General features: G+C 65.5%; 17 protein-coding genes. 5 read left to right on the forward strand and 12 right to left on the reverse strand.

Going from position 1 to position 20,710, the window contains the following annotated elements; translation table 11 throughout:
• Window positions 1-61 precede the first annotated feature (61 nt).
• Window positions 62-1,021: a GlxA family transcriptional regulator gene (locus ACFQZZ_RS19920; RefSeq protein WP_378682645.1), complete on the forward strand. Its 960-nt coding sequence runs from the start codon at window positions 62-64 to the stop codon at window positions 1,019-1,021.
• Between the two features lie 138 nt (window positions 1,022-1,159).
• On the opposite strand, the gene ACFQZZ_RS19925 is transcribed toward ACFQZZ_RS19920, so the two are convergent.
• From ACFQZZ_RS19925 to ACFQZZ_RS19950, 6 genes are all read right to left on the reverse strand, one after another.
• Complete coding sequence (locus tag ACFQZZ_RS19925) at window positions 1,160-1,957, reverse strand: sirohydrochlorin chelatase (RefSeq protein ID WP_378682647.1); 798 nt, start codon at window positions 1,955-1,957, stop codon at window positions 1,160-1,162.
• Window positions 1,954-3,192 (reverse strand): uroporphyrinogen-III synthase, encoded by a 1,239-nt coding sequence (locus ACFQZZ_RS19930; RefSeq protein ID WP_378682650.1) that lies wholly within the window; start codon window positions 3,190-3,192, stop codon window positions 1,954-1,956. The genes ACFQZZ_RS19925 and ACFQZZ_RS19930 overlap by 4 nt, the downstream gene beginning before the upstream one ends.
• A complete protein-coding gene (gene nirD, locus ACFQZZ_RS19935; protein ID WP_378682653.1) occupies window positions 3,189-3,602 on the reverse strand; it encodes a nitrite reductase small subunit NirD in 414 nt (137 codons plus the stop codon). Before nirD ends, ACFQZZ_RS19930 begins: the two co-directional genes overlap by 4 nt.
• A gap of 64 nt (window positions 3,603-3,666) precedes the next feature.
• Window positions 3,667-6,216: a nitrite reductase large subunit NirB gene (gene nirB, locus ACFQZZ_RS19940; protein WP_378682656.1), complete on the reverse strand. Its 2,550-nt coding sequence runs from the start codon at window positions 6,214-6,216 to the stop codon at window positions 3,667-3,669.
• Window positions 6,217-6,242: 26 nt separating this feature from the next.
• Window positions 6,243-7,739 (reverse strand): nitrate/nitrite transporter, encoded by a 1,497-nt coding sequence (locus tag ACFQZZ_RS19945; RefSeq protein ID WP_378682659.1) that lies wholly within the window; start codon window positions 7,737-7,739, stop codon window positions 6,243-6,245.
• A 305-nt stretch (window positions 7,740-8,044) separates the two neighbouring features.
• Window positions 8,045-9,304 (reverse strand): MFS transporter, encoded by a 1,260-nt coding sequence (locus ACFQZZ_RS19950; protein WP_378682662.1) that lies wholly within the window; start codon window positions 9,302-9,304, stop codon window positions 8,045-8,047.
• A gap of 65 nt (window positions 9,305-9,369) precedes the next feature.
• Between ACFQZZ_RS19950 and ACFQZZ_RS19955 the strand changes: the two genes are divergently transcribed.
• From ACFQZZ_RS19955 to ACFQZZ_RS19970, 4 genes are all read left to right on the forward strand, one after another.
• On the forward strand, window positions 9,370-10,056 hold the full coding sequence (locus ACFQZZ_RS19955; protein WP_378682664.1) for a FadR/GntR family transcriptional regulator: 687 nt from the start codon (window positions 9,370-9,372) through the stop codon (window positions 10,054-10,056).
• 148 nt (window positions 10,057-10,204) lie between these two features.
• Window positions 10,205-11,689, forward strand: a complete 1,485-nt coding sequence (locus ACFQZZ_RS19960; protein ID WP_378682667.1) for an MFS transporter — start codon at window positions 10,205-10,207, stop codon at window positions 11,687-11,689.
• Window positions 11,690-11,817: 128 nt separating this feature from the next.
• A complete protein-coding gene (locus ACFQZZ_RS19965) occupies window positions 11,818-12,390 on the forward strand; it encodes a GNAT family N-acetyltransferase (protein WP_378682670.1) in 573 nt (190 codons plus the stop codon).
• 37 nt (window positions 12,391-12,427) lie between these two features.
• Window positions 12,428-13,288, forward strand: a complete 861-nt coding sequence (locus tag ACFQZZ_RS19970) for a hypothetical protein (RefSeq protein WP_378682672.1) — start codon at window positions 12,428-12,430, stop codon at window positions 13,286-13,288.
• A 17-nt stretch (window positions 13,289-13,305) separates the two neighbouring features.
• On the opposite strand, the gene ACFQZZ_RS19975 is transcribed toward ACFQZZ_RS19970, so the two are convergent.
• The 6 genes from ACFQZZ_RS19975 to moeZ form a co-directional block, all read right to left on the reverse strand.
• Window positions 13,306-14,292, reverse strand: coding sequence for an SCO2521 family protein (locus tag ACFQZZ_RS19975; protein ID WP_378682675.1), 987 nt, complete (start codon window positions 14,290-14,292; stop codon window positions 13,306-13,308).
• A gap of 1 nt (window position 14,293) precedes the next feature.
• Window positions 14,294-15,355, reverse strand: coding sequence for an SCO2522 family protein (locus tag ACFQZZ_RS19980; protein ID WP_378682677.1), 1,062 nt, complete (start codon window positions 15,353-15,355; stop codon window positions 14,294-14,296).
• A gap of 31 nt (window positions 15,356-15,386) precedes the next feature.
• On the reverse strand, window positions 15,387-16,304 hold the full coding sequence (locus ACFQZZ_RS19985) for an SCO2523 family variant P-loop protein (protein WP_378682680.1): 918 nt from the start codon (window positions 16,302-16,304) through the stop codon (window positions 15,387-15,389).
• A 4-nt stretch (window positions 16,305-16,308) separates the two neighbouring features.
• A complete protein-coding gene (locus ACFQZZ_RS19990; RefSeq protein WP_378682682.1) occupies window positions 16,309-18,165 on the reverse strand; it encodes an SCO2524 family protein in 1,857 nt (618 codons plus the stop codon).
• Window positions 18,166-18,477: 312 nt separating this feature from the next.
• On the reverse strand, window positions 18,478-19,329 hold the full coding sequence (locus ACFQZZ_RS19995; RefSeq protein ID WP_378682684.1) for a TIGR02569 family protein: 852 nt from the start codon (window positions 19,327-19,329) through the stop codon (window positions 18,478-18,480).
• 145 nt (window positions 19,330-19,474) lie between these two features.
• Complete coding sequence (gene moeZ, locus ACFQZZ_RS20000) at window positions 19,475-20,659, reverse strand: adenylyltransferase/sulfurtransferase MoeZ (RefSeq protein WP_378682687.1); 1,185 nt, start codon at window positions 20,657-20,659, stop codon at window positions 19,475-19,477.
• Between the last annotated feature and the right edge of the window lie 51 nt (window positions 20,660-20,710).

Here is a 20,710-nt window from a genome sequence, read left to right on the forward strand (position 1 = left end):
TTGCCCGCCGGACGGGAGGTAGGCTAGTGGCCGAACAGCCAGCTATCCCAAGGATCAGGCCATGAAGACTGTCGCAGTTGTCGCCGTAGCACCGGTGAAAGCCTTCGACCTCGCCATGCCCGAAACACTGCTCGGCGATGTGGCGGTGGACGGCGCGCCCGGGTACCGGATAGTGGTGTGCACCGCCGAGCCCGGCGTGGTCGAGGCAACCCTCGGCGGCTTCGATGTCGTGGTGACGCACGGCTTGGACGCCATCGCCGAAGCGGACACTGTCATCGTGCCAAGCACGGGCAGCCGCGGCACCGCCGACGAGGCCACCCTGACAGCACTGCGGCATGCGGTCGAGCAGGGCAAGCGCGTCACCTCGATCTGCAGCGGCGCCTTCGTGCTCGCCCAGGCGGGCTTGCTCGCAGGCCGCACCGCGACCACCCACTGGGGACTTGCCGACGAGCTGGCCACGATGTTCCCCGAGGTGACCGTCCGTAGCGACGCCCTGTTCATCGAAGACGGACCGGTGACCACCGCCGCGGGCGCCGCCGCGGGAATCGACCTGTGCCTGCACCTGATTCGCAGCGACTACGGCGCGACCATTGCCAACGCGGCCGCCCGCGCCGCCGTCGTCACGCCGGTGCGCCCCGGCGGCCAGGCTCAATTCGTCGACGCCCCACTCCCACCCGAGAACGGTCTTTCCCTCGCTGCCACCCGCAGCTGGGCCATGGAACGCCTCGACACTCCGCTGTCTCTGGACGAGCTGGCCACGCACGCACGCACCAGCGTGCGCACCCTGACCCGCCGCTTCCATGAGGAAACCGGCCTCAGCCCGCAGAAATGGCTCCTACACCAACGCATCCACCGCGCCAGGGAGCTGCTCGAATCCACCGCACTGCCAATGGATCAGGTCGCCAGGCATAGCGGCATCGGTTCCGCGGAATCCTTGCGCCAGCACATGATCCGCCATGTCGGCGTACCGCCTACCGCCTACCGCGCCTCATTCACCCGGACGCCACGTCAATCTGCCTGAGCAGCAATCGAAGTCACGAATCTCCCCGGCAGCAGACTCGGCCGACCGCCGCGATCCCGCGCACCCACTGTCTGCTGGCGATGTCCTGTTACGTCGTCGCCGGACGGCCACTGCGGGGCCGCGAGCAGGCGCAGTCGGCTAAACCCGCACCAATTCGCGTGCGGCGGTGCGGTAGCGGTCCGCGATCAGACGAACGACCGCGGGATGGACGCCGATCGGCTCGGCGACACCATCGGCGCCCGCCTCGTGCAGGCGCTGCTGAAACAGACCGTGCGCCAGTAGGTAGGACGCGATGAACACGCGCTCGGCACCCGAGTCACGCAGCGAGCCGACGACTTCCGGAACCCGGGGCGCTCCGGTGGCGACGTAGCCGATGCGGACCGGCGCCCCGAGATGCTCGGCGAGCATGGCGGCGGCACGCCGAACATCCTGGCGGGCACGGGCATCCGAGGAGCCCGCAGCAGCGAATACCACGGCGTCACCGGGCCGCCAGCCCGCGGAACGCAGGCGCATCGCCATGATCCGGGCAAGCGCCGGATCGGGACCCATGGCCGAAGTGACCGCAACGGCCGGGTGCGCGCTCTGGGCCACCTCACGAGGCACGTCCTGGTACACGTGATAACCGGAGGCGAGGAACGCCGGAACCACCACGGCGGGAACCGACTCCCCCGCCGCATCGGTCAGGTCGCGTAGTACCTCCGACGGCGACGGACCGAGCACGTCCACGAATGCGGTACGTACCCAGGGCTGCTCCAGCGCATCCACCATGGAACTATCCGCGTCGACCGAAGTCACCGCCTCGAGAGAACCGGCGCCACGCCCCGAAACCGCGGCGCCGAGCTCCCGAGCCACCGCCTCCGCCAGCGCGGCGATCATCTGCACGCCCCTGGTGCTCCTGGTGCCGTGTGCCACCAAGACCAGGGCCGGAGCCGTCACCAATTCCCCGCGATCTGTGCGTATCGCGGGGCCGGGGCCGGGGCCGGGGCCGGGGTGCCGATACCGGACACCGGGCCGACAGGCCGTGGGTAGTCGGTGCATTCGGCGGCGTCCAGCGCCAGCCGGTAGCCGCGTTTGACCACCGTCTGAATCGCCTTCGGCGTGCCGAGCCCGGCGCGCAACCTGGCGATCGCGGTCTCGACGGCATGCGTATCGTCACCGCCACCGGGCAGCGCGGCGAGCAAGTCCTCTCGGGACACGACCCGGCCTGGCTGGCGAGCCAGCGACCGCATCAGTGCCATCGGCGCGGGGGCCAGCTGTCGCACCGTCCCGTCGACCACGACACAGGCGCCGCGCACGCTGATGTGGTGGCCGGCAGCCTGAATCCGGTTGGCGCGCCGCGGAAGTTCCTCGGCGACATGTCGAGCCAACGCACCCAACCGCGCCCGCCCCGGCATCGAGGTGGACACGCCGAGTTCTTCCAATGGCGCCGCGGTGATCGGCCCGACGCAAGCAGGCAGCACCCGGCCCCGCAATGCGTGCAGCACACCCTCCAGCAGCCCGGTTTCCTTGGCGCGCATCAGCAATGACGCCACTGCGGGCGCGCTGGTGAAGGTCACGCAGTCCAGGCTTCCGGTGACGATGGCCTCGATCAGGTTGTCCATCGGACCCTGATCCTCCGGCGGGATCCAGCGATACACCGGGACGGGAACGACATCCGCGCCCGCGCACCGCAATACCTCACAGAAGTCGGGAACCGGCTCCCATTCGGTCGTGGCGCCGTGCAATTGGACCGCGATCCGCACACCCTCGACGCCCTCGGCGAGCAGATGGTCGAGCACTTCGGCGGAGGACTCCGAAGCGGGCGACCACTCCTCGCGCAGTTCCGCGGCGCGGATGGCTCCCTTGGCTTTCGGCCCGCGCGCAAGCATCCGGGTAGAGGCCAACGTAGTGCGCAGGTCTTCGGCGATCCCCCACCCCTCGGCCGCCTCCATCCAGCCTCGGAAGCCGATTCCGGTGGTGGCCACCGTAATCTGTGGCGGTTGCGCGACGAGCAGGCGAGTTACCCGCTCCAACTCGGTGTCGTCGGCGAGCGGGATGATTCGAATAGCCGGGGCAGAGACGACGCAGGCGCCCCTTCGTACCAGCAGCGTGGCGAACTCTTCCGCTCGCCTGGCCGCCGTGATGCCGACCGTGAATCCAGCCAGGCAGGCGCCCGCATCGATTGTTGTCATGCCGATCCACCGTCCGCGGAGGAGTCGAGCTCGGTGGCGACCGGCTCGTTGGAAACCGAAACGATGCCGTCGTAGACGCGCACCGCGTACACCGGCAGCGCTGCCGAATCGTCATCGAGGCAATGCCCGTCGAGCAACGAGAACGCCTGCTTCAGCAGTGGTGAGGCCACAACGGGGACGCCGCCGCGATCACCGACGATCCCACGCGACATCACTGCCGCCCGGCCGATCGGGTCGATATTGCCGACGGCGTGGAACGTGCCGTCCGATAGCAGGAACAGAGCAGCCTGCCGGCCACCCTTCAGCAATACCGCAACGCCGCGGCCGGGAATCAAGTAGTCGAGCCCGCAAGCCTGGGTCCACCCGACGGTGGTAGCTGCGGCAATGCCGGTGGTATCGATCACGGTCATCGGTGTCATCCTCCAAACGCCTTACCCATTGGTACCGGCGTCCTGTTTCTAGGGGGTTACGCGGTCATTGCCCGCTCGAGGCAACCGGAATTTCCGGCATCCCGAGCAGCACCGGAACCTTGCGTTCCCCGCTGTCGTCGAACGAAATGGTCGGATCGGACTCATCCGGAGCGTTGACGAAGGACACAAACCGCGACAGCTTCTCCTCGTCGTCGAGCACTGCGGCCCACTCGTCGCGGTAACCAGCGACATGCTGGGCCATCGCGGTCTCCAGATCGTCGGCGATGCCGAGGCTGTCCTCGCAGACGACCTGCTTGAGGTAGTCGATGCCGCCCTCGAGGGCTTCCTGCCACGGCGCGGTGCGCTGCAGCCGATCGGCGGTGCGGATGTAGAACATCAGATATCTGTCGATGTATCGGATCAGCGTCTCGTCGTCGAGGTCGCCTGCCAGCAGCACCGCGTGCTTCGGCACCAGCCCGCCGTTGCCACCGACATACAGGTTCCAGCCGTGCTCGGTGGCGATGACGCCGACATCCTTGCCGCGCGCTTCGGCACACTCACGGGCACAACCCGAAACGGCCAGCTTCAGTTTGTGCGGCGAACGCAGCCCGCGGTAGCGCTTTTCCAGCAGGACTGCCATGCCGACCGAATCCTGCTGCCCGTAGCGGCACCAGGTTGAGCCGACACAGCTCTTCACGGTCCGCAGCGACTTGCCGTAGGCGTGGCCGGATTCCATTCCGACATCGACGAGGCGCTTCCAGATCAGCGGCAGCTGTTCGACGCGGGCGCCGAACAGGTCGATGCGCTGGCCACCGGTGACCTTGACGTAGAGGCCGAATTCCTTGGCCACCTCACCGATGGTGATCAGCTGCTCGGCGGTGACCTCGCCGCCGGGCATCCGCGGCACGACCGAGTAGGTGCCGTTCTTCTGCATGTTGGCCAGGAAGTGGTCGTTGGTGTCCTGGAGCGCGGCCTGCTCGCCGTCGAGGATGTGCTCGCTCGAGGTGGAGGCCAGGATGGAGGCGACCGTCGGCTTGCAAATGTCGCAGCCGGTGCCCTTGCCGTGCTTGGCAATCAGGCCGGAGAAGGTACGGATACCTGTGACCTGGACGATCTGGAACAGCTCGGCGCGCGACTGGGTGAAGTGCTCGCACAGCGCCTTGGACATCTCGACGCCGGACTGCTCCAGCAGCTTCTTGAGCATGGGAACGCAACCGCCGCAAGAGGTTCCGGCGGAGGTGCACTTCTTGATGCCCGCGATGTCGCAGGCGCCCTCTTCGATGGCTCCGCAGATCGCGCCCTTGGAAACGTTATTGCAGGAACAGATCTGGGCGTCGTCGGGCAACGCGTCGGCGCCGAGTTCGGCACCCGCCGGGGAGATCAACGCCGCGGGTTCGGCAGGCAGTGGGCGGCCGACCAGCGGACGCAGCGACGCGTAGGCGGTGGCGTCGCCGACCAGGATTCCACCGAGCAGGATCTTGGCGTCATCGGAGACAACGAGTTTTGCGTAGGTGCCCTTGGCAGCGTCGTGCAGTACCACCGAGAGCGCGCCCTCGGTGGTGCCGTGCGCGTCACCGAAGCTGGCCACATCGACACCGAGCAGCTTGAGCTTGGTCGACATATCCGCACCGGGGAATTCGCCTGCGCCACCGAGCAATCGGTCCGCGACGATCTCCGCGGTGGTGTAGCCGGGTGCGACCAGGCCGTAGCAGGTGCCCTCGACGGCGGCACATTCGCCGACCGCGTAGATGTTCGGGTCCGAGGTCCGCAGGCCGAGGTCGGTGATGATGCCGCCACGCGGACCGACCTCGATGCCGGAGTCACGGGCAATCTGGTCGCGCGGGCGGACACCGGCGGAGAACACCACCATTGCCGCGTCGATCACCGTCTCGTCGGAGAGGGTGACCTTCAACCGCCTGCTCGGTGTGCCGTCCACCTCGGCCTCGATCGACGAGGTGCCGACGCCCGTGTGCACTTCCAGGCCGAGATCGGTGACCAGGCGCTCCAGGATGGCGCCACCACCCTCGTCGACCTGTGCGGGCATCAGGCGGGCGTTGTACTCGACCACGTGCGGAGTCATCCCGAGCAAGCGCAGCGCGTTGGCCGCCTCCAGACCGAGCAGACCGCCGCCGACCACCACACCGACCGCGCCGGGGCCGGCCGCTGTCGCGGTCGCCCGGATACCGTCCAGGTCGTCGAGGGTGCGGTAGACGAAGCACTCCGGCAGATCGTGGCCGGGCACCGGCGGCACGAACGCGTACGAACCGGTGGCCAGCACCAGCGCGTCGTAAGCGATGGTGTCGCCCGCGGAGGTGGTGACCTTGCGGGCTTCCCGGTCGATGGCCTCCGCGCGCTGACCGAGCCGCAACTCGACCAGGTCGTCGCCCGCGTAATCGTTACCGGGCAGCGCGAGCGCGCTGGAATCCCATACACCGACATAAGAGGACAGACCGACGCGGTCGTAGGCGGGCAGCTGCTCCTCGCTGAGGATGACGACATGCCACTGGCCTGCCTCGTCCCTGGACCGCAGTGCCTCCACGAACCGGTGCCCGACCATGCCGTGGCCGACGACCACTGCTGTCTTGCGCAGGGTGGGTTCGACTGTCGAGTTCATGACTGTCCTCCGTTGGAATTTCGGCGTCAGGCTCGGGCCGACGTGCTGGCGGACTGGGACGTGGTGCTGATCGAGTCGGCTGCCTCGGCCTCGAGGACGAGTGCCTCGGCCTCGACAACGACCTCGGAGTCGAGGCTCGTGTCGGCGGGCACCGACCGCATGCTCGGGCGGCGCAGGAAGACCATCCAGGTCACCACGGCGCACGCCACATAGAAGGACATGAAGACCCAGAAGGCGGTGGTTGCCGATGCGGTCGAGGCGTAGGAGGAGCGCAGCACCAGGTTGATGCCGACACCGCCGAGCGCGCCGATGGCGCCGACGAAACCGATGAGGGCGCCGGAGGTGTTCTGCGCCCACGCGGCCTTGGAGGCCGGGCTCACGTCCAGGCTCTCGGACTTGGCCGCGAAGACCGACGGGATGATCTTGGTGACCGATCCGTTGCCGATGCCGGACACGATGAACAGTGCGATGAAACCGGCGACCAGCGCGACCATCACCGCACCGCTCGGCACACCGCCGTTGCGGTCACCGACGGTGCTCGCCACGGCAACCAGGACCGCGGCCGCCGTCATGGCACCGAAGGTGTACAGCGTGACCCGGCTACCGCCGATCTTGTCGGCCCACTTGCCGCCATAGGGACGCGCCAGCGACCCGAGCAGCGGTCCGATGAACGCGATCTGCGCGGCGTGCAACGCGGCCTGCGCCCCGGTATCGCCACCGGCCTTGAAGCTGATCTGCAGCACCTGCCCGAAGGCGAAGCTGTAGCCGATGAACGAACCGAAGGTGCCGATGTAGAGGAACGCGATCGCCCACGACTGCGGCACCTTGAGCGCCGTGATCATGTAGGAAAGGTCGGCCTTCTGGTTCTTCAGGTTGTCCATGTACAGCGCGGCGCCGACACCTGCCAGCGCGACGAGCACCAGGTAGATCGCGCAGATCAGCGAGGCGTAGTCGTTGCCGAGAGTGGCGATGACCAGCAGGCCGATCAGCTGGATGACCGGAACACCGATATTGCCGCCGCCCGCGTTCAAGCCGAGGGCCCAGCCCTTGAGTCGCTGCGGGTAGAAGGCGTTGATATTGGTCATCGAGGAGGCGAAGTTGCCACCACCGAAACCGGCGAAGGCCGCGACGACCAGGAAGGTCGTGTACGAGGTGCCGGGCTGGTTGATGAAGTACAGCGTGAGCAGCGTCGGGATGAGCAGCAGCATCGCGCTGAAGATGGTCCAGTTGCGACCGCCGAACCGCGCCGTGGCGACGGTGTAGGGAATCCGCAGGATCGCGCCGACCAAGGTCGGCACGGCGACCAGGAAGAACTTGCCGGCCGGATCGATGCCGAAGGTGTCGGTGGGCATGAACAGCACCATCACCGACCAGATCGACCACACCGAGAACCCGACGTGCTCGGCGACGACCGACCAGATCAGGTTGCGCTTGGCGACGTCTTTACCGCCGGCCTCCCAGGCCGTGACATCTTCGGCATCCCAATGCTCGATGTTGTGGTTACGCGTCAGCGTGCTCAACAAGGGCCTCCCAAATCGGTTAGCCCAACCGTAGGAAACGGGTATTGCCGAAATGCTGCGGGAAATGACCGTTAAATCAACGGTTGCTCACGATTGCCCGATTCGGTGGGTGAGTTCCTACCGAATGTTTCGGGGATGTGACACAACGGTTTCCACGGGTCACAAACAGCCGATTTCGAGATTGCCGGCCGGTGAGGTGTGACATGCACAGCATTCCCAACCCAACACCGGCTCGCAACTCGAACGCTCGGATTCGCTTCCGCAATGTCCACCGAATCCGCATAGTGTCACCCGATGAACGCCAGCACCTATTTCCAGGTGTCTTCGAGCATCCGCGGCTTGCACGCCTGCCATGCGCCGGCCAGCAGCACCAGCACCGCGATGAAGAGCATCGCGAACGGAGCCAGCCATCCGTCGGTCGCGGTGTGCAGCATGCCGAACAGCAGCGGGCCCACACAGGCCACCGCGTAGCCGACACCCTGGGTGAAGCCCGACAGCGAAGCCGAACCCTGCGGAGTCCTGGTGCGCATATTGATCAGCGTGAGCGCCATCGGGAACGTGCTCGGCCCCAAGCCGAGCAGCACGACCCACAGCAGCGGCACGCTCATCGGCGCGATCAACAGGCCGGCGAACGCGACGAAAAAGAAGGCCGCACAGCCGACCACGAACGGGAACGGATTACGGAAGCGCGCCACGATGGTCGGGGCGGTGAATGCCGACACCAGACCCACGAGCGCGAACAGCCCGACCATGGTCCCGCCGAACGCGGCGCTCGCGCCCGCCTCGGCCAGGATCTTCGGCAACCAGGTGAACATCGCGTAGGTGGTCAGCGAGGTCATACCGAACATTCCCGCCATCCCCCACGCCAGCGGAGAACGCCACACCTTGCCCTTGGACTCCGCTGCGGCGGCAGCCAGACCGGTGACGTCCACCCGATCCCGGCCGCGACGATCGCGCAGCACACCGATCCACGGCAGTGCCGCGGCGAATCCGAGCACAGCCCACAGGCCGAGCGAGATCCGCCAGCCGTGTGCCTCGGCGACCGGGACCGCCGTGAGCGCGGGCACGACCGTGCCGAGCTGCACCATGGTGATGTACAACGAGCTCACCACCGCCAGCCGATCCGGGAAGTACCGCTTCACCAACGGCGGGATCACCACATTGCCGATGCCCATGCCGCCCAGCGCCAGCGCGGAGAAGACGAACAAGGCCGCGGTGCTGCCGACGGTGGCCCGGATCAGCATGCCGAGCCCGGCCATCAGCATGGCCACCATGGCGGTGCGTTCGAGCCCGAACCTGCGCACGAAGACCGATGTCAGCAGCCCGGACGCCGCGAACATCGCGGTCGGGATCATGCCGAAGACACCGATCACGGCGGTCGTGTAGCCGATGTCCGTGCCGATTCGCTCGGCAAGCGGACTGAATGCGGTGACGGCAACACGGAGCGTGAGTGCGGACACGACAATCGCCGCGAGGACCAGCAGGCGGCCCTCGGTCAGTGCACGTCTACGCCGCTCGACCCGGTCGGATACCGGGCGAGTTGTTGTCTCCTCGATGGTTGCGGTCACCGCGAAATCATAGGATGACCCGATGATAGGAGGCAACCATTTGTGATGGGCGGTACTCTGTTCCGGTGCAACCAGTCCGGCGCACCAGCCTCATAGCTCAGGTCACCGAGCAGCTGCGTGCCGAAATTCGTTCCGGCCGTTGGCCTATCGGCTCCCGCATCCCTACCGAACCGGAGCTCACCGAGCTCACCGGAACCGGGAGGAACACCGTGCGTGAGGCGGTGCAGGCGCTCGTCCATGCGGGCATGCTGGAGCGCCGCCAAGGCTCCGGCACCTATGTGATCGCCGCCTCGGAGGTCGGCGGCACGCTCGCGAAGTACTTCGCCGACGCGGAGGAACGTGACGTCCTGGAACTACGCCAGGCTCTCGACTCCACCGCCGCCGCGCTGGCCGCGCGCCGCCGCGACGACACCGACATCGCCAACCTGCGGCGCCTGCTGGAGGAACGCAACCAACAGCGCTGGAGCGAGCAGAACGCGGCGGCCATCGAGGCCGACGTCGAACTGCACCGCGCGATCGTGGTCGCCAGCCACAACGCGGTGTACCTCGAGTTCTACGATTCGCTATTGCCTACTATCGAACAGGTGATCCGGGCGCGGACCAAGAAATCCGACGACGCCTTCGACGCGGAACACAACGAGTTGGTGCAGGCCGTCATCGACGGCGACGCCGACCGAGCGGGTCAGGCGGCGCGCTGTTTCCTCGGCACGCTCATCGCGGAGTACCCCGCCCGGGACGAACCTGAACAGTAGGTAACCAACTGGTCACCGGCGGTCTTCCCACCATGTGAGTCGGATTTGCCTGGAACGTCACCGACGGCCATTCACACGCAACAACCGACTTCTACCTTTGTCTCGACCGTAGCTGGGCAACAAGCCGAGCCCAATCGAGAGGAAGCCGATGACCGCCGCAGTAGCTGCCACCGGCCAGCAGTCGGACACAACAACTTTCGAGCACCAGAAGCGTGGACGCTGGCTGGACACCTGGGAGCCGGACAATGAAAAATTCTGGGAATCGGGCGGCAAACTCACCGCTCGCAAGAACCTGATCTTCTCCGTGTTCGCCGAGAACCTCGGCTTCAGCGTCTGGGTCATCTGGGCCATCGTCGTCACCAATATGGGAAACGCCGGCTTCCCGTTCCTGGCCGGGCTCGGCAAGGGCAACCCGACCTCGGTGAGCAACGCACTGCTGCTGACCTCGATCCCGACCCTGGTCGGCGCCATCCTGCGAATTCCGTACACCTTCGCCATCCCGAAGTTCGGCGGCCGGGCCTTCACCGCGTTCAGCGCGGCGATGCTGTTGATCCCCACCCTCGGCCTGGCGTACTTCATCAACCAGCCGAGTACGCCGATGTGGGTGTTCGTCATCCTGGCCGCGCTGGCCGGTTTCGGTGGCGGCAACTTCTCCTCGTCAATGGCGAATATCTCGTTCTTCTTCCCGGAGAAGGCGAAGGGCACCGCGCTGGGCATCAATGCCGCGGGCGGCAACCTCGGCGTCGCCAACACCCAGCTGATCCTGCCGCTGGTGATCACCCTCGGCACCACCATCATGGCGAAAGATCCTGGCGGCTATCGCTTCGGTCTGACCATGGCTGTGCTGGTCTGGGTGCCGTTCATCCTGTTCGCGACCTTCGGCGCGCTGCGGTACATGGACAGCATCAGCACGGCCAAGTCGGACGGCAAGTCCTACAAACTGGCGTTGATCAACCGGCACACCTGGATCATGTCGTTCCTCTACATCGGCACCTTCGGTTCGTTCATCGGGTTCTCCTTCGCCTTCCCGACTTTGATCAAGGCCAACTTCCCCGACCTCACCAAGATCGGCTGGATCACCACGCTCGGTAACCTCGCCTTCCTCGGCGCGCTGGTCGGTTCGTTCAGCCGCCCGTTCGGCGGCTGGGTCTCGGACAAGGTCGGCGGCGCGAAGATCACCATGTGGGTGTTCGGCGGCATGGCGGTGGCCACCGGGTGCATCATGATCGCGCTGGAGCTGAAGAGCTTCCCGCTGTACCTGCTCGCGTTCCTGTTGCTGTTCGTGCTCACCGGCATCGGCAACGGCTCGACCTATCGGATGATCCCGATCATCTTCAGCGCGGAGGCCAAGAAGTACGCCTCGGAGCACGGTCTGGAACTCACTGACGCACTGGCCTCGTCGAAGCGCCAAGCAGGCGCGGCGATCGGTGTCATCGGTGCGATCGGCGCCTCCGGCGGCTACCTGCTGCAGCAGGCACTTCGCTTGTCCAACATCAACTTCGGCAGCATGGCCCCCGCGTTCTGGACCTACTCCGGAGCGTTCCTCTTCATGGCGGCCGTCACCTGGTTCTTCTACCTGCGGTCCTCGTTCGCCGTCGGTCGTGTCTCGTCCCTGGCCTACGCCAACGTGTAACCACCAGCGCCGCAGTACAAGCCGAACGTCACGCTGTGGCGTTCGGCTTTACTGCGTCTCGACCCCCGCACGGCGCCAACGCTTTACGCTGGATCCCAGACTCACATCGGGGTGACAGAGGTGAGCATTTGAATATCAGCAAGAAGTCGCAGACGCCGGTGTACCGGACTGCGACGCGGGAGGATCTTGCCGACATCGCCGCGTTGGAGAAGCAACAGCTCGGGGATCTGGCCTGCTCCTTGGTGATCCTGCGCCAACTGTTCGACTTGCACGGATCACATTGGGTAGTGGCCGATGTCGACGGCCATGTCCGCGGGTACGCGCTCGTCGGCATCAACGCCGCCCAGCGGGCCTGGGTGCTCGGGCTGGCGGTCGCGGCGGGATACCAGCGTCGTGGATTCGGCACAGCCCTACTCGCACAAGCCATATCGGTTTGCCGCGCCGCCCTGGTCGACCGGGTCTACATCACCGTACGACCCACCAATCAGCGCGCGGCCAATCTGTACAAGAACGCGGGATTCCTTTGGGCCGGACACGAACAGCGGTATTTCGGTGAAGGCGAACCGCGCGACGTGCTCGTGCACCGTATCCAGCGCGCGCCCGTCGGCCCGCCGATCGCCGATCCGAAGGACAAGCGGTGGCTCAAGGAATCCGCCGCCGCCACCACCAATAGCCGAATTCCATTGCTATGGTGGAAATAACGTCTTGCCGACGTGTCACTCCCGGGGGAGATTCACTATGACCGATCAACCGGATCTGTCATCAACCTTCGTCGCGTCGATGACCACCCGGATCCATCGGCACGCCGCTGTGTACGCGGACGAGATCACCGGCCACTTCGCTGGGCTCAACGGCCGACACCGGCAGCCGCGCGAGGGACGCCTGCTCGACTCCTTCAACACGCATGTCGAAACCGTCGTCGCCAGTTACGTACCACCCGGTATTCGACGCCGCGGCGACAGCCTGGTATTCGCCGATCTCTACACCGCCACCCGCGAACCGCATACCGATGACGCCGAACACGGCACCATCCCCGTCGAGTTTCTGGCCGCGCTGCTTGCCGCCGAGGTCGAGTTCCGAGGCCCACTGCGGCTCAGTGGCACCCAGAACACCATGCTCGCCGAGGTCTACGAGCGGCTCGGTGACTGCCTGCTCTCGACCGGACTGCCCGCCCACGCGGCGCTCGCGTTCCGGCGCGCAGGCGGTCTGCACCGACAGAACGAGGACGACGACGATGCGGACCGGTGTGGCCTCGCCCAGGCTCGCGCGCGGTTCGAAGCCCTCCCACCCAGCTGGCGCCGGACCGGAGGCCACATCTCGGATCTATTGTGCGGCTACGGATATCAGCCATTCCGACTGCTCGCCTGGATGGCTGTGCTTTTGATCGCGTTCACGCTCACAATCAGTCTCATTGCCGGCGTGGAGGTTCCGACGACCTTCTACCTGTGCTTGATGAATTTCCTCAATCCGGTCGGTGTCGGCGACGCCGAGGAGATCGGTGGAGTCGGCCAGACCCTGCTGGTGATCGAAGCGTACGTAGGAACGGTCTCGACCTCGGTGTTCTTCGCGCTGCTCGTGCGACGCTGGTTCCGGTTGTGAACACCAGCCACCGACGGCTACCAGTTCGTCGTGGCCACCTTGGCTTCACGCAGCGCGGCCAACGTCGCCACCGAAAGGCGGTTGCGCAGCTGACCGACCCGACTGTCCCAATCACGAGTGAACCCGGGCCGCACTTCCAGTTGCTCCCACAGCCCGAGGAACCGGGTCGGCGTATGCGCACCCGGCATCCAGAGGTGTGCCAGGTGCTCGAGGACCGCGGCAAGCACACGCGCGGACTCCTGTCGCGCCGTGTCGTATCGATCCGCCTCCTCGACCGCGTTGACGACAGCGGTCAGCAGCCAGTCGTGAATTGCGAGGTCGGCGCAAAACTGTTGGGCGACAGCAAGATCCTCGAGTTCACCCACAGTGATCCGCACCGTGCGGATCTCGTCGTCTTCGAGTCGGAACTCGACGTGTGGGGCCGCTACCTCACCGAGCCGTGCTGTCCACCGCAGCCGAGTCGAGCCGACCAGCAGCGGCGATCGCTGATCCAACCCACGATCCAGCCGCACCTTCGCCAACAGCCGTTCACTGATCGAGCCGAGATCCAGCGTGTCGGGCCCCGTCGGCTTGTTCAGAAAACCGTTTGCCAGGTCTGTCCCGATACCGCTGCTGATCTTGTTGATCACCTCGGTCACCCCACCCCTGCGCAGATAGTGTTCCCACTTCTCGCGCTGTGGCTGGGCGGCGCGGACAACTGCCGTACGCACCGAACTCTGCAGTACCCGACCGCCGACCACCACCGCATTGGTAGCCACCGTGCCTCTGCTCTGCGCCCTCGCGCCGGACTCGGTGGCCAGCAGACAATCCACGCCGACCAACATCGTTGGCGAGATCGCCATCGAGATGGGCCGCTCCCACGACCGCACCGGACGGCCGGACTTGAGCGCGAGCAGATTGCGAACCTCGACACGACTCAACGCCCCGGAGGCCGGCACCAAGCAGGTGCGGACTTCGCCGAGGACGATCAGCGTGCGTTCCGGATAGACCATCGCATCGGCCATCTCAGGCTGTCGTCGCGCGGTCGGCCCAGGTTTCCGGGAGGAACAGGTGCTCGAGCCGTTGCGTGACCGGACGCGGCACCGTGACACCGTCCTTGATACCGCTTTCCACAGCCAAGTCGATCACCTCGTCGTCGATCTCGAGGTGGCCGAGGATGACCTCGACCGAATGCTCGATGCTGACGTAACTGCGCGGCAGAATCGACACTGCCCGGTAGGCGGCGAACGGATGGGCGTCCGGGTTCAACTGCACCACGGCAGGCATATCACGCCATGCCTTCGGCCATTTGAAATCATCGGAGCCCGAGCTGTCGGAGATAGGCCACAGTTGTGGTTGTGCCACCACCGCACCGTCGTAGCGCAGCAGGTCCAAGCGCAGCAATTGCCAGATCGAGGCCAAGAAGGGACAGGCCCACACTCGGTCCGCGTCGGGGCGAACCCTCGACTTCTTGGTCGGCGCGGCCCACAGTTGGGTATCGAGGAAGATCGAATGCTCGCGGCGGCCGTACGCCTCGGGCGGGCGGTATTCACCGCTGCGCATTGCCTGGACAGTGTCGTAGTCGGAGGATCGGCGACCGTTGCACAGCCAGCCCGAGACATCGGTGGGTGGCCTGCGTCCTGTCGTTTGCAGAATCGGCTCGGGAACGATCCAGGAAGCGACCATCTCGGCCAGCGGGATCCGCGCCCCTGTCGCGACGCCATCCAGGTACACCGGGGATTCGAAGCAGCCTTCCTCGCGGGCGAGATAGTCGATCGTCATCCCGATCTCGTCGGCGGCTTTCAGCAGCTTCCCGATGATCTGGCCCGGGTCGGTATCGGGCCCGAAATAGTCGTCGATCAGAAAGCAGGTGCTCACCTTGGCCTTCTGACCGAATTCGTCCCTCGCGTAACCGATATTGGAGTCGAGCCGCTTCTTGACCTCCTTGAACTGCGCTCTTATCCGATCCTCGCCATTGGTGAGGTCGTGCATATAGAAATGGCCGACCTCGATAGACAGATGCGAAAGCGGCGCCGACGTGATCGTCGCGCTTGCCGTCGCCTCGCTGTAGCCCGCAGCGGTGTCCACTGGCGATCGAAATCCTTCCTCGAAGGGTGGGTCAGAACGATTCCCACACGGCGTCATCGGTGAGCTGACGGGCGAGTTCACCGAAAGCGGTGGTGGTCTCGAGATTGGCGATCTTCGCGTCGACATCGGCATCGAGGATCACTTGCTCGCGCCACTGCAGCATCGGCTCCATCGGGGTTTCCCCGAGCAGCGTGCTCTGCCCCAATTTCTTGGTGGACGCCAGCTTCTTGAGCGCCGCGTTCTGCTTCAGCAGCCATCTGGCCTGAGCGGACTCCTCATTGCCCGGCTGGGTGAACGGATTGGGGACCGCGGTGCGGATAAACCGAATCGACTCGTGCAGCGTTTTCTCGTCATGCCCATATCCGACACCGGACTCCAGGAGTCCACTCGGCCCGTGCACCAGCGCGCTGGCCGCCATGATGTGCTGTCGCGTCCAGCGATGGAAGATCAACCAGCGGACGGTCTTCTCGGCCAACTGCGGTTGCGCTGTCGCCTCCAGCACAAGCTGCGCGGCCGCGGAACGTCCCGCGCTGAGATCCACGATGACGACATGGAATTCATCCATCACCTTCGACAAGAGCTTCACGCACTGCTCGACCATGGCTGTGCCGGTGGTGGGGAATTCAGCACCGCCCTCGTCGCCGGGGAACAGGACGAGCTTTCCGGAACGAGTCGGCATGCGACACAATTCGACCCGATCGGACTTGGCGCGCACATCGATCCTGGTCGTCGTCTCGTTCTCGTTCAACAGATACGAGTGCAGACCGCCGCCATCGGAGACGCCGCGCTCCACGGCTCCGATCTCGAATAATGCTCCCGCGGTCGGTGAGCCGAAGTCGAAATCCAGGTAGGCGACGTTCTTTCCGCTCATACACAGTCGAAACGCGATATTGCAGCTGGTCACCGACCGGCCGGTGCCACCTTTGTCGGATGTCGAGAACACGAGCATGGCGTCAGTTGCTCCTCATCGCATCCTGGTCGGCATACGCCAACTCGTCGAGTTGGTCCAGCGCTCGCATCGTGAGAACGACCGCGGTTCCTGGCCTTTCGTCGATCAGCCGTCGCGCCCGGTCCAGATGACGCTCGATTCTGGCAAGTGCCCTGCGGTTGGCCGTGAAGTCGGCGGCATTGACCTCGAGCAACTCACGATTGAGCAGGTGCTCGGCCTCGTTGAGCAACGCCACCGCATCGTCGACCAGTGTCACCGGGCGCAGTGGCAGCGAACGATAGGTCCGGTCGGCGGTGACGAGACCCTCGATCACTCGCTCGGTCAGATACCACGACGGCTGTGACGGCGAGGTATCCGTCAGACCGAACGCACGCGCGGAATCGTCCCACAGTCCGGCCGCGGGTCCCTCCTGGATAACCCGTGAATCCAGGTGCTCCATCACCGATTTCGCGAGTTCCATCAAACGGTCGCGGGCGGTCACATTGCCGGACAACCGAGCCGCCTGCAGAATTCGCTTGAGCAACACCGGCGCATAATCTGAGACGATCCAGGACAGCCGGGGACCGTCGCCGATGCCCTCGGTACCGACCAGCGACATCCGCACGCCGGGAACGTGCACGGCGACCGCGGGATCGTCCTTGGTGACGCGTCGGGTAATTCGGCCACGCCGGGCCAGCTCGTCGAAGATCTCCACCGCTCTGGTCAGATCCTCGTCATTGGCGGTGCGGTTCACCAGGTCCTGGATCAGCACAGCGGAAACGACGAGGCTGTAGTAGTCGGATTCCTGACCGTCGGAGGTTCGCCAGGGGATGTCCTCCAGCGGCCAGCGGCCGGCGCCGAATCGGGCGACCGTGGACCAGTAGAGCTGGGTGAGGTGCCAACGGGTCTGCAGCGCCTCGGCCAGCCTGCGTTGATTCTCGTCCAGCAGGTCCAACTGCCGGGTCCGTTGCGAGGTGAGGTCGTTGATGCCGTCCAGCGCGACGACGCTGAAATACAGATACGGGCGCGGGTCCGCGGTGCCGGGCTGGTCGGCGATCTTGGCCTGCACGAAATCGATACTGTCCGCGTCCTTGGCGATGCCCCAGGTCCAACCGCACTCGAACAACATGTCATCGGCCCCGAGCTCGGCGCCGGGCACCATGGCGAGCTTGATGCCGCGCAGCTGGGTGCGCACCGGTTCCAGACCGCGGATAATGTTCTCCGCCATCACCTTCGGCGGCTGCCCGGTCTGGTTCAACATCTTGATGATCGTTTCGCCTGGGTCCGACTTCGTCGTCACCGTGTTGACCACGAAACTACGAAGCAGGCCGACCATCGCCGCTGTCAGCCGGGTACTGATCTTCGCGCTGACCACGTTGATCCGGTCGACGAGTTCTTTGGCCTCGTCGTAGGTCTGTGCTTGCGCGAACCCTCTGAAGACGCGAAGAAAACCCAGCGACGCGATGCTGAGGGTCAGTGACATCGAATACGAGTCGACGACTTCGATCTCACGTTGTTTCTCGGTGGGCTCGCGTCCACCGTTCGCCCGAAGATAGCTTCCCGCGGCGAATTCGGGCTCGCCGTCGAGACCGGTGTGGTTCGCGATGTACTCCTCGAGCACGCGGACAACCACCTCACCGATCCGCGTCGCGCCGCCCATCGCCTCGAGGGTGTCCTTGACGTCCTCCGCCATGTCGTCCGGACGATCCAGGGCAAGGACATTGATTTCGGTGGCGGGATATAGCAGGCACAGCAACTGCTCCGCATCACTGATCGAGTTGGCGCCATCCCGGCCGCCCCACTCCCACTTGCCATCCTTATAGCAGGTGGCGATCAAGGTCTTCCACACGTTCAAAATCTGTGCCCGAGGCTGAATTCTCACCTGCCGCCGTCCTCACCCCATGTCGCAGACATCAAGCAACCCAACGGATTACCGGACCGGCGACTTCGTCCAAATTAGCACGGGCGCCACGGTTTTCGCGCGGCGTCCGTAAGGGTAAAACCAACCTGACACCAACGCCTGCCGAGCCAGGTTTGCAACCGTCAGAACGCGGGCAACTGCCGAAGAGATAGGGCAGTTGTCGAAGCAGAACGCAGCCGCCGGAGCGCAGGCGGTCGTCAGAGCATAGAGCAATCGTGACGCAGGCCACAGTAGGCCCCTCCGAACACCCTCGAAGCAGCCGACCAACAGTCGCTAGAGCAGGAGGCGGACCATGTCCGCGGTCCGCGCCAGGCCGGGAAAGGCCTCCGGGGTCGACCGCGGGTGCAGCGCATGCACGGCGAGCCGAAACATGACCGCGCGCAACAACATCTGCGGCCACTCCGGAAGGTCGGACCAACGCTGTAACAGTCCGTCGTCGGCGCCACCCCACGCCAACGCGTCTACCACGATTACACCGGCCGCCCAGGGCGCCGGGCGCCAATACGGAGTGATGTCGGTGAGGCCGGGAGTGTAGTTGCCGGCGAATAGAACTGTGCCGAACAGGTCACCGTGCACCAATTGGGGCGGTGTCTGCACCGGCTTGCGCAGTGTGGCCAGCTGACCGATGAGCTCCATGCTGCGCAGACCGTCCGGCGAGGTCGCCGGCGGCGTGCCGCCTGACCGCAGGCTGCGCAGCGGGACCGCTTCCCAGGCGGCTCGGTCGGCCGCGACGAACACATCCACGTCCACCCACGGGGCCACCGGCGGCTGCACCAGGAAGCGGGGCCGCTCGAGTTTCACCGTTGCCTGATGGAGTCGCAGCGAAACCGAGACCACCTCGTCGTGGCGCGGCTCGGGAATCCCCTCCAGGAAAGTATCTGCGCGCCAACCGGATACGACATACCGGCCGTCGGTCGCGCGGACCGGGCGGGCCAGGCGCAGCCCATCGACCTTCAACGTCTCGCGCACCTTCGCCGACCACGCGGCCCTGGCATGATCGGCAACGGGACTGAGTACTACGTCACCGAGACGCCAGCCGCCATCCCAGTCTCCCAGCGAAACCGGGGTCACTTCGCGCAGACCGAACGTGGCGCGCACGTGCTCGGGGGGTTCCACAGAAGTCACGGCCGTACCGTACTCCCAGCATCTACGCCATAAAGGACGCCGCGCCGAAGGATCCGACGCCATCGGCGCGGACCGCGGCGAACACCATCCCAGCGACGCCGGGACCCGTAGCGGGCCCCGGCTTACGCGGGACGAGGCAGGCGGGTCAGTACACCGGCAGTGCGGGATCGACCTGGTTGGCCCAGGCGATGACACCGCCCTGCAGGTGGGTGGCGTCGGCGAAACCGGCGCGCTTGAGTGCGGCGAGGGCCTCGGCGGACCGGACACCGGTCTTGCAGTGCAGCACGATCGGCCGGTTTTGCGGCAGTTCCGAGAGCGCGTCACCCGAGAGGATGCGGTCTTTCGGGATCAGCTTGGCGCCCTCGATGTGCACGATGTCCCACTCGACCGGCTCGCGCACATCGATGAGCTCGATGTCCTTGCCCGCGTCGATGAGGTCCTTCAATTCACGCGCGGTAATCGTGGAGCCCGCGGCGGCGGCAACGCCCTCCTCGGACACCACACCGCAGAACGCCTCATAATCGATCAGCTCGGTGATCGGCTGACGCTCCGGGTCGCGGCGCAGCTTGATGGTCCGGTAGTTCATGTCCAGTGCGTCGTACACCATCAGCCGACCGAGCAGCGGTTCGCCGATGCCGGTGATCAACTTGATCGCCTCGGTCACCATGACCGAACCGATCGATGCGCACAGCACACCGAGCACACCGCCCTCAGCGCACGAGGGCACCATGCCGGGCGGCGGGGCCTCCGGGTACAGATCGCGGTAGTTGATGCCGCGGCCGTCCGGTGCGTCCTCCCAGAACACCGAGACCTGACCCTCGAAGCGATAGATAGAGCCCCATACATAAGGCTTGCCCGCGAGCACCGCCGCGTCGTTGACCAGGTAGCGGGTGGCGAAATTGTCGGTGCCGTCGACGATCAAGTCGTAGTCGGCGAACAACTCGACCGCGTTCTCCGGCTCCAGCCGAATCTTGTGCAGCCGGACGTCGATGCCGGAATTGATCTCCAGGATCGAGTCGCGCGCGCTGTCGGCCTTCGGGCGGCCGATATCGGACTCGCCGTGGATGATCTGTCGTTGCAGGTTGGAGGCGTCGACCTCGTCGAACTCGACGATGCCGAGGGTACCGACGCCCGCGGCCGCCAGATACAGCAATGCGGGCGAACCAAGTCCACCTGCGCCGATCACCAGCACCTTGGCGTTCTTCAACCGTTTCTGCCCGTCCACACCCAGATCCGGAATGATCAGGTGGCGGCTGTAGCGGGCGACCTCGTCCCTGGTCAGCTCCGCGGCCGGCTCGACAAGCGGCGGGAGGGACTTAGGTGATGACACGTCCAGGACTCCTCGAATCGAATTGGCCGATCGCAGTGCGGTAGCCGCGCT

It is taken from the genome of Nocardia sp. GCM10030253, assembly GCF_042675075.1.
In the GTDB taxonomy this organism is placed as follows: Bacteria; Actinomycetota; Actinomycetes; order Mycobacteriales; family Mycobacteriaceae; genus Nocardia.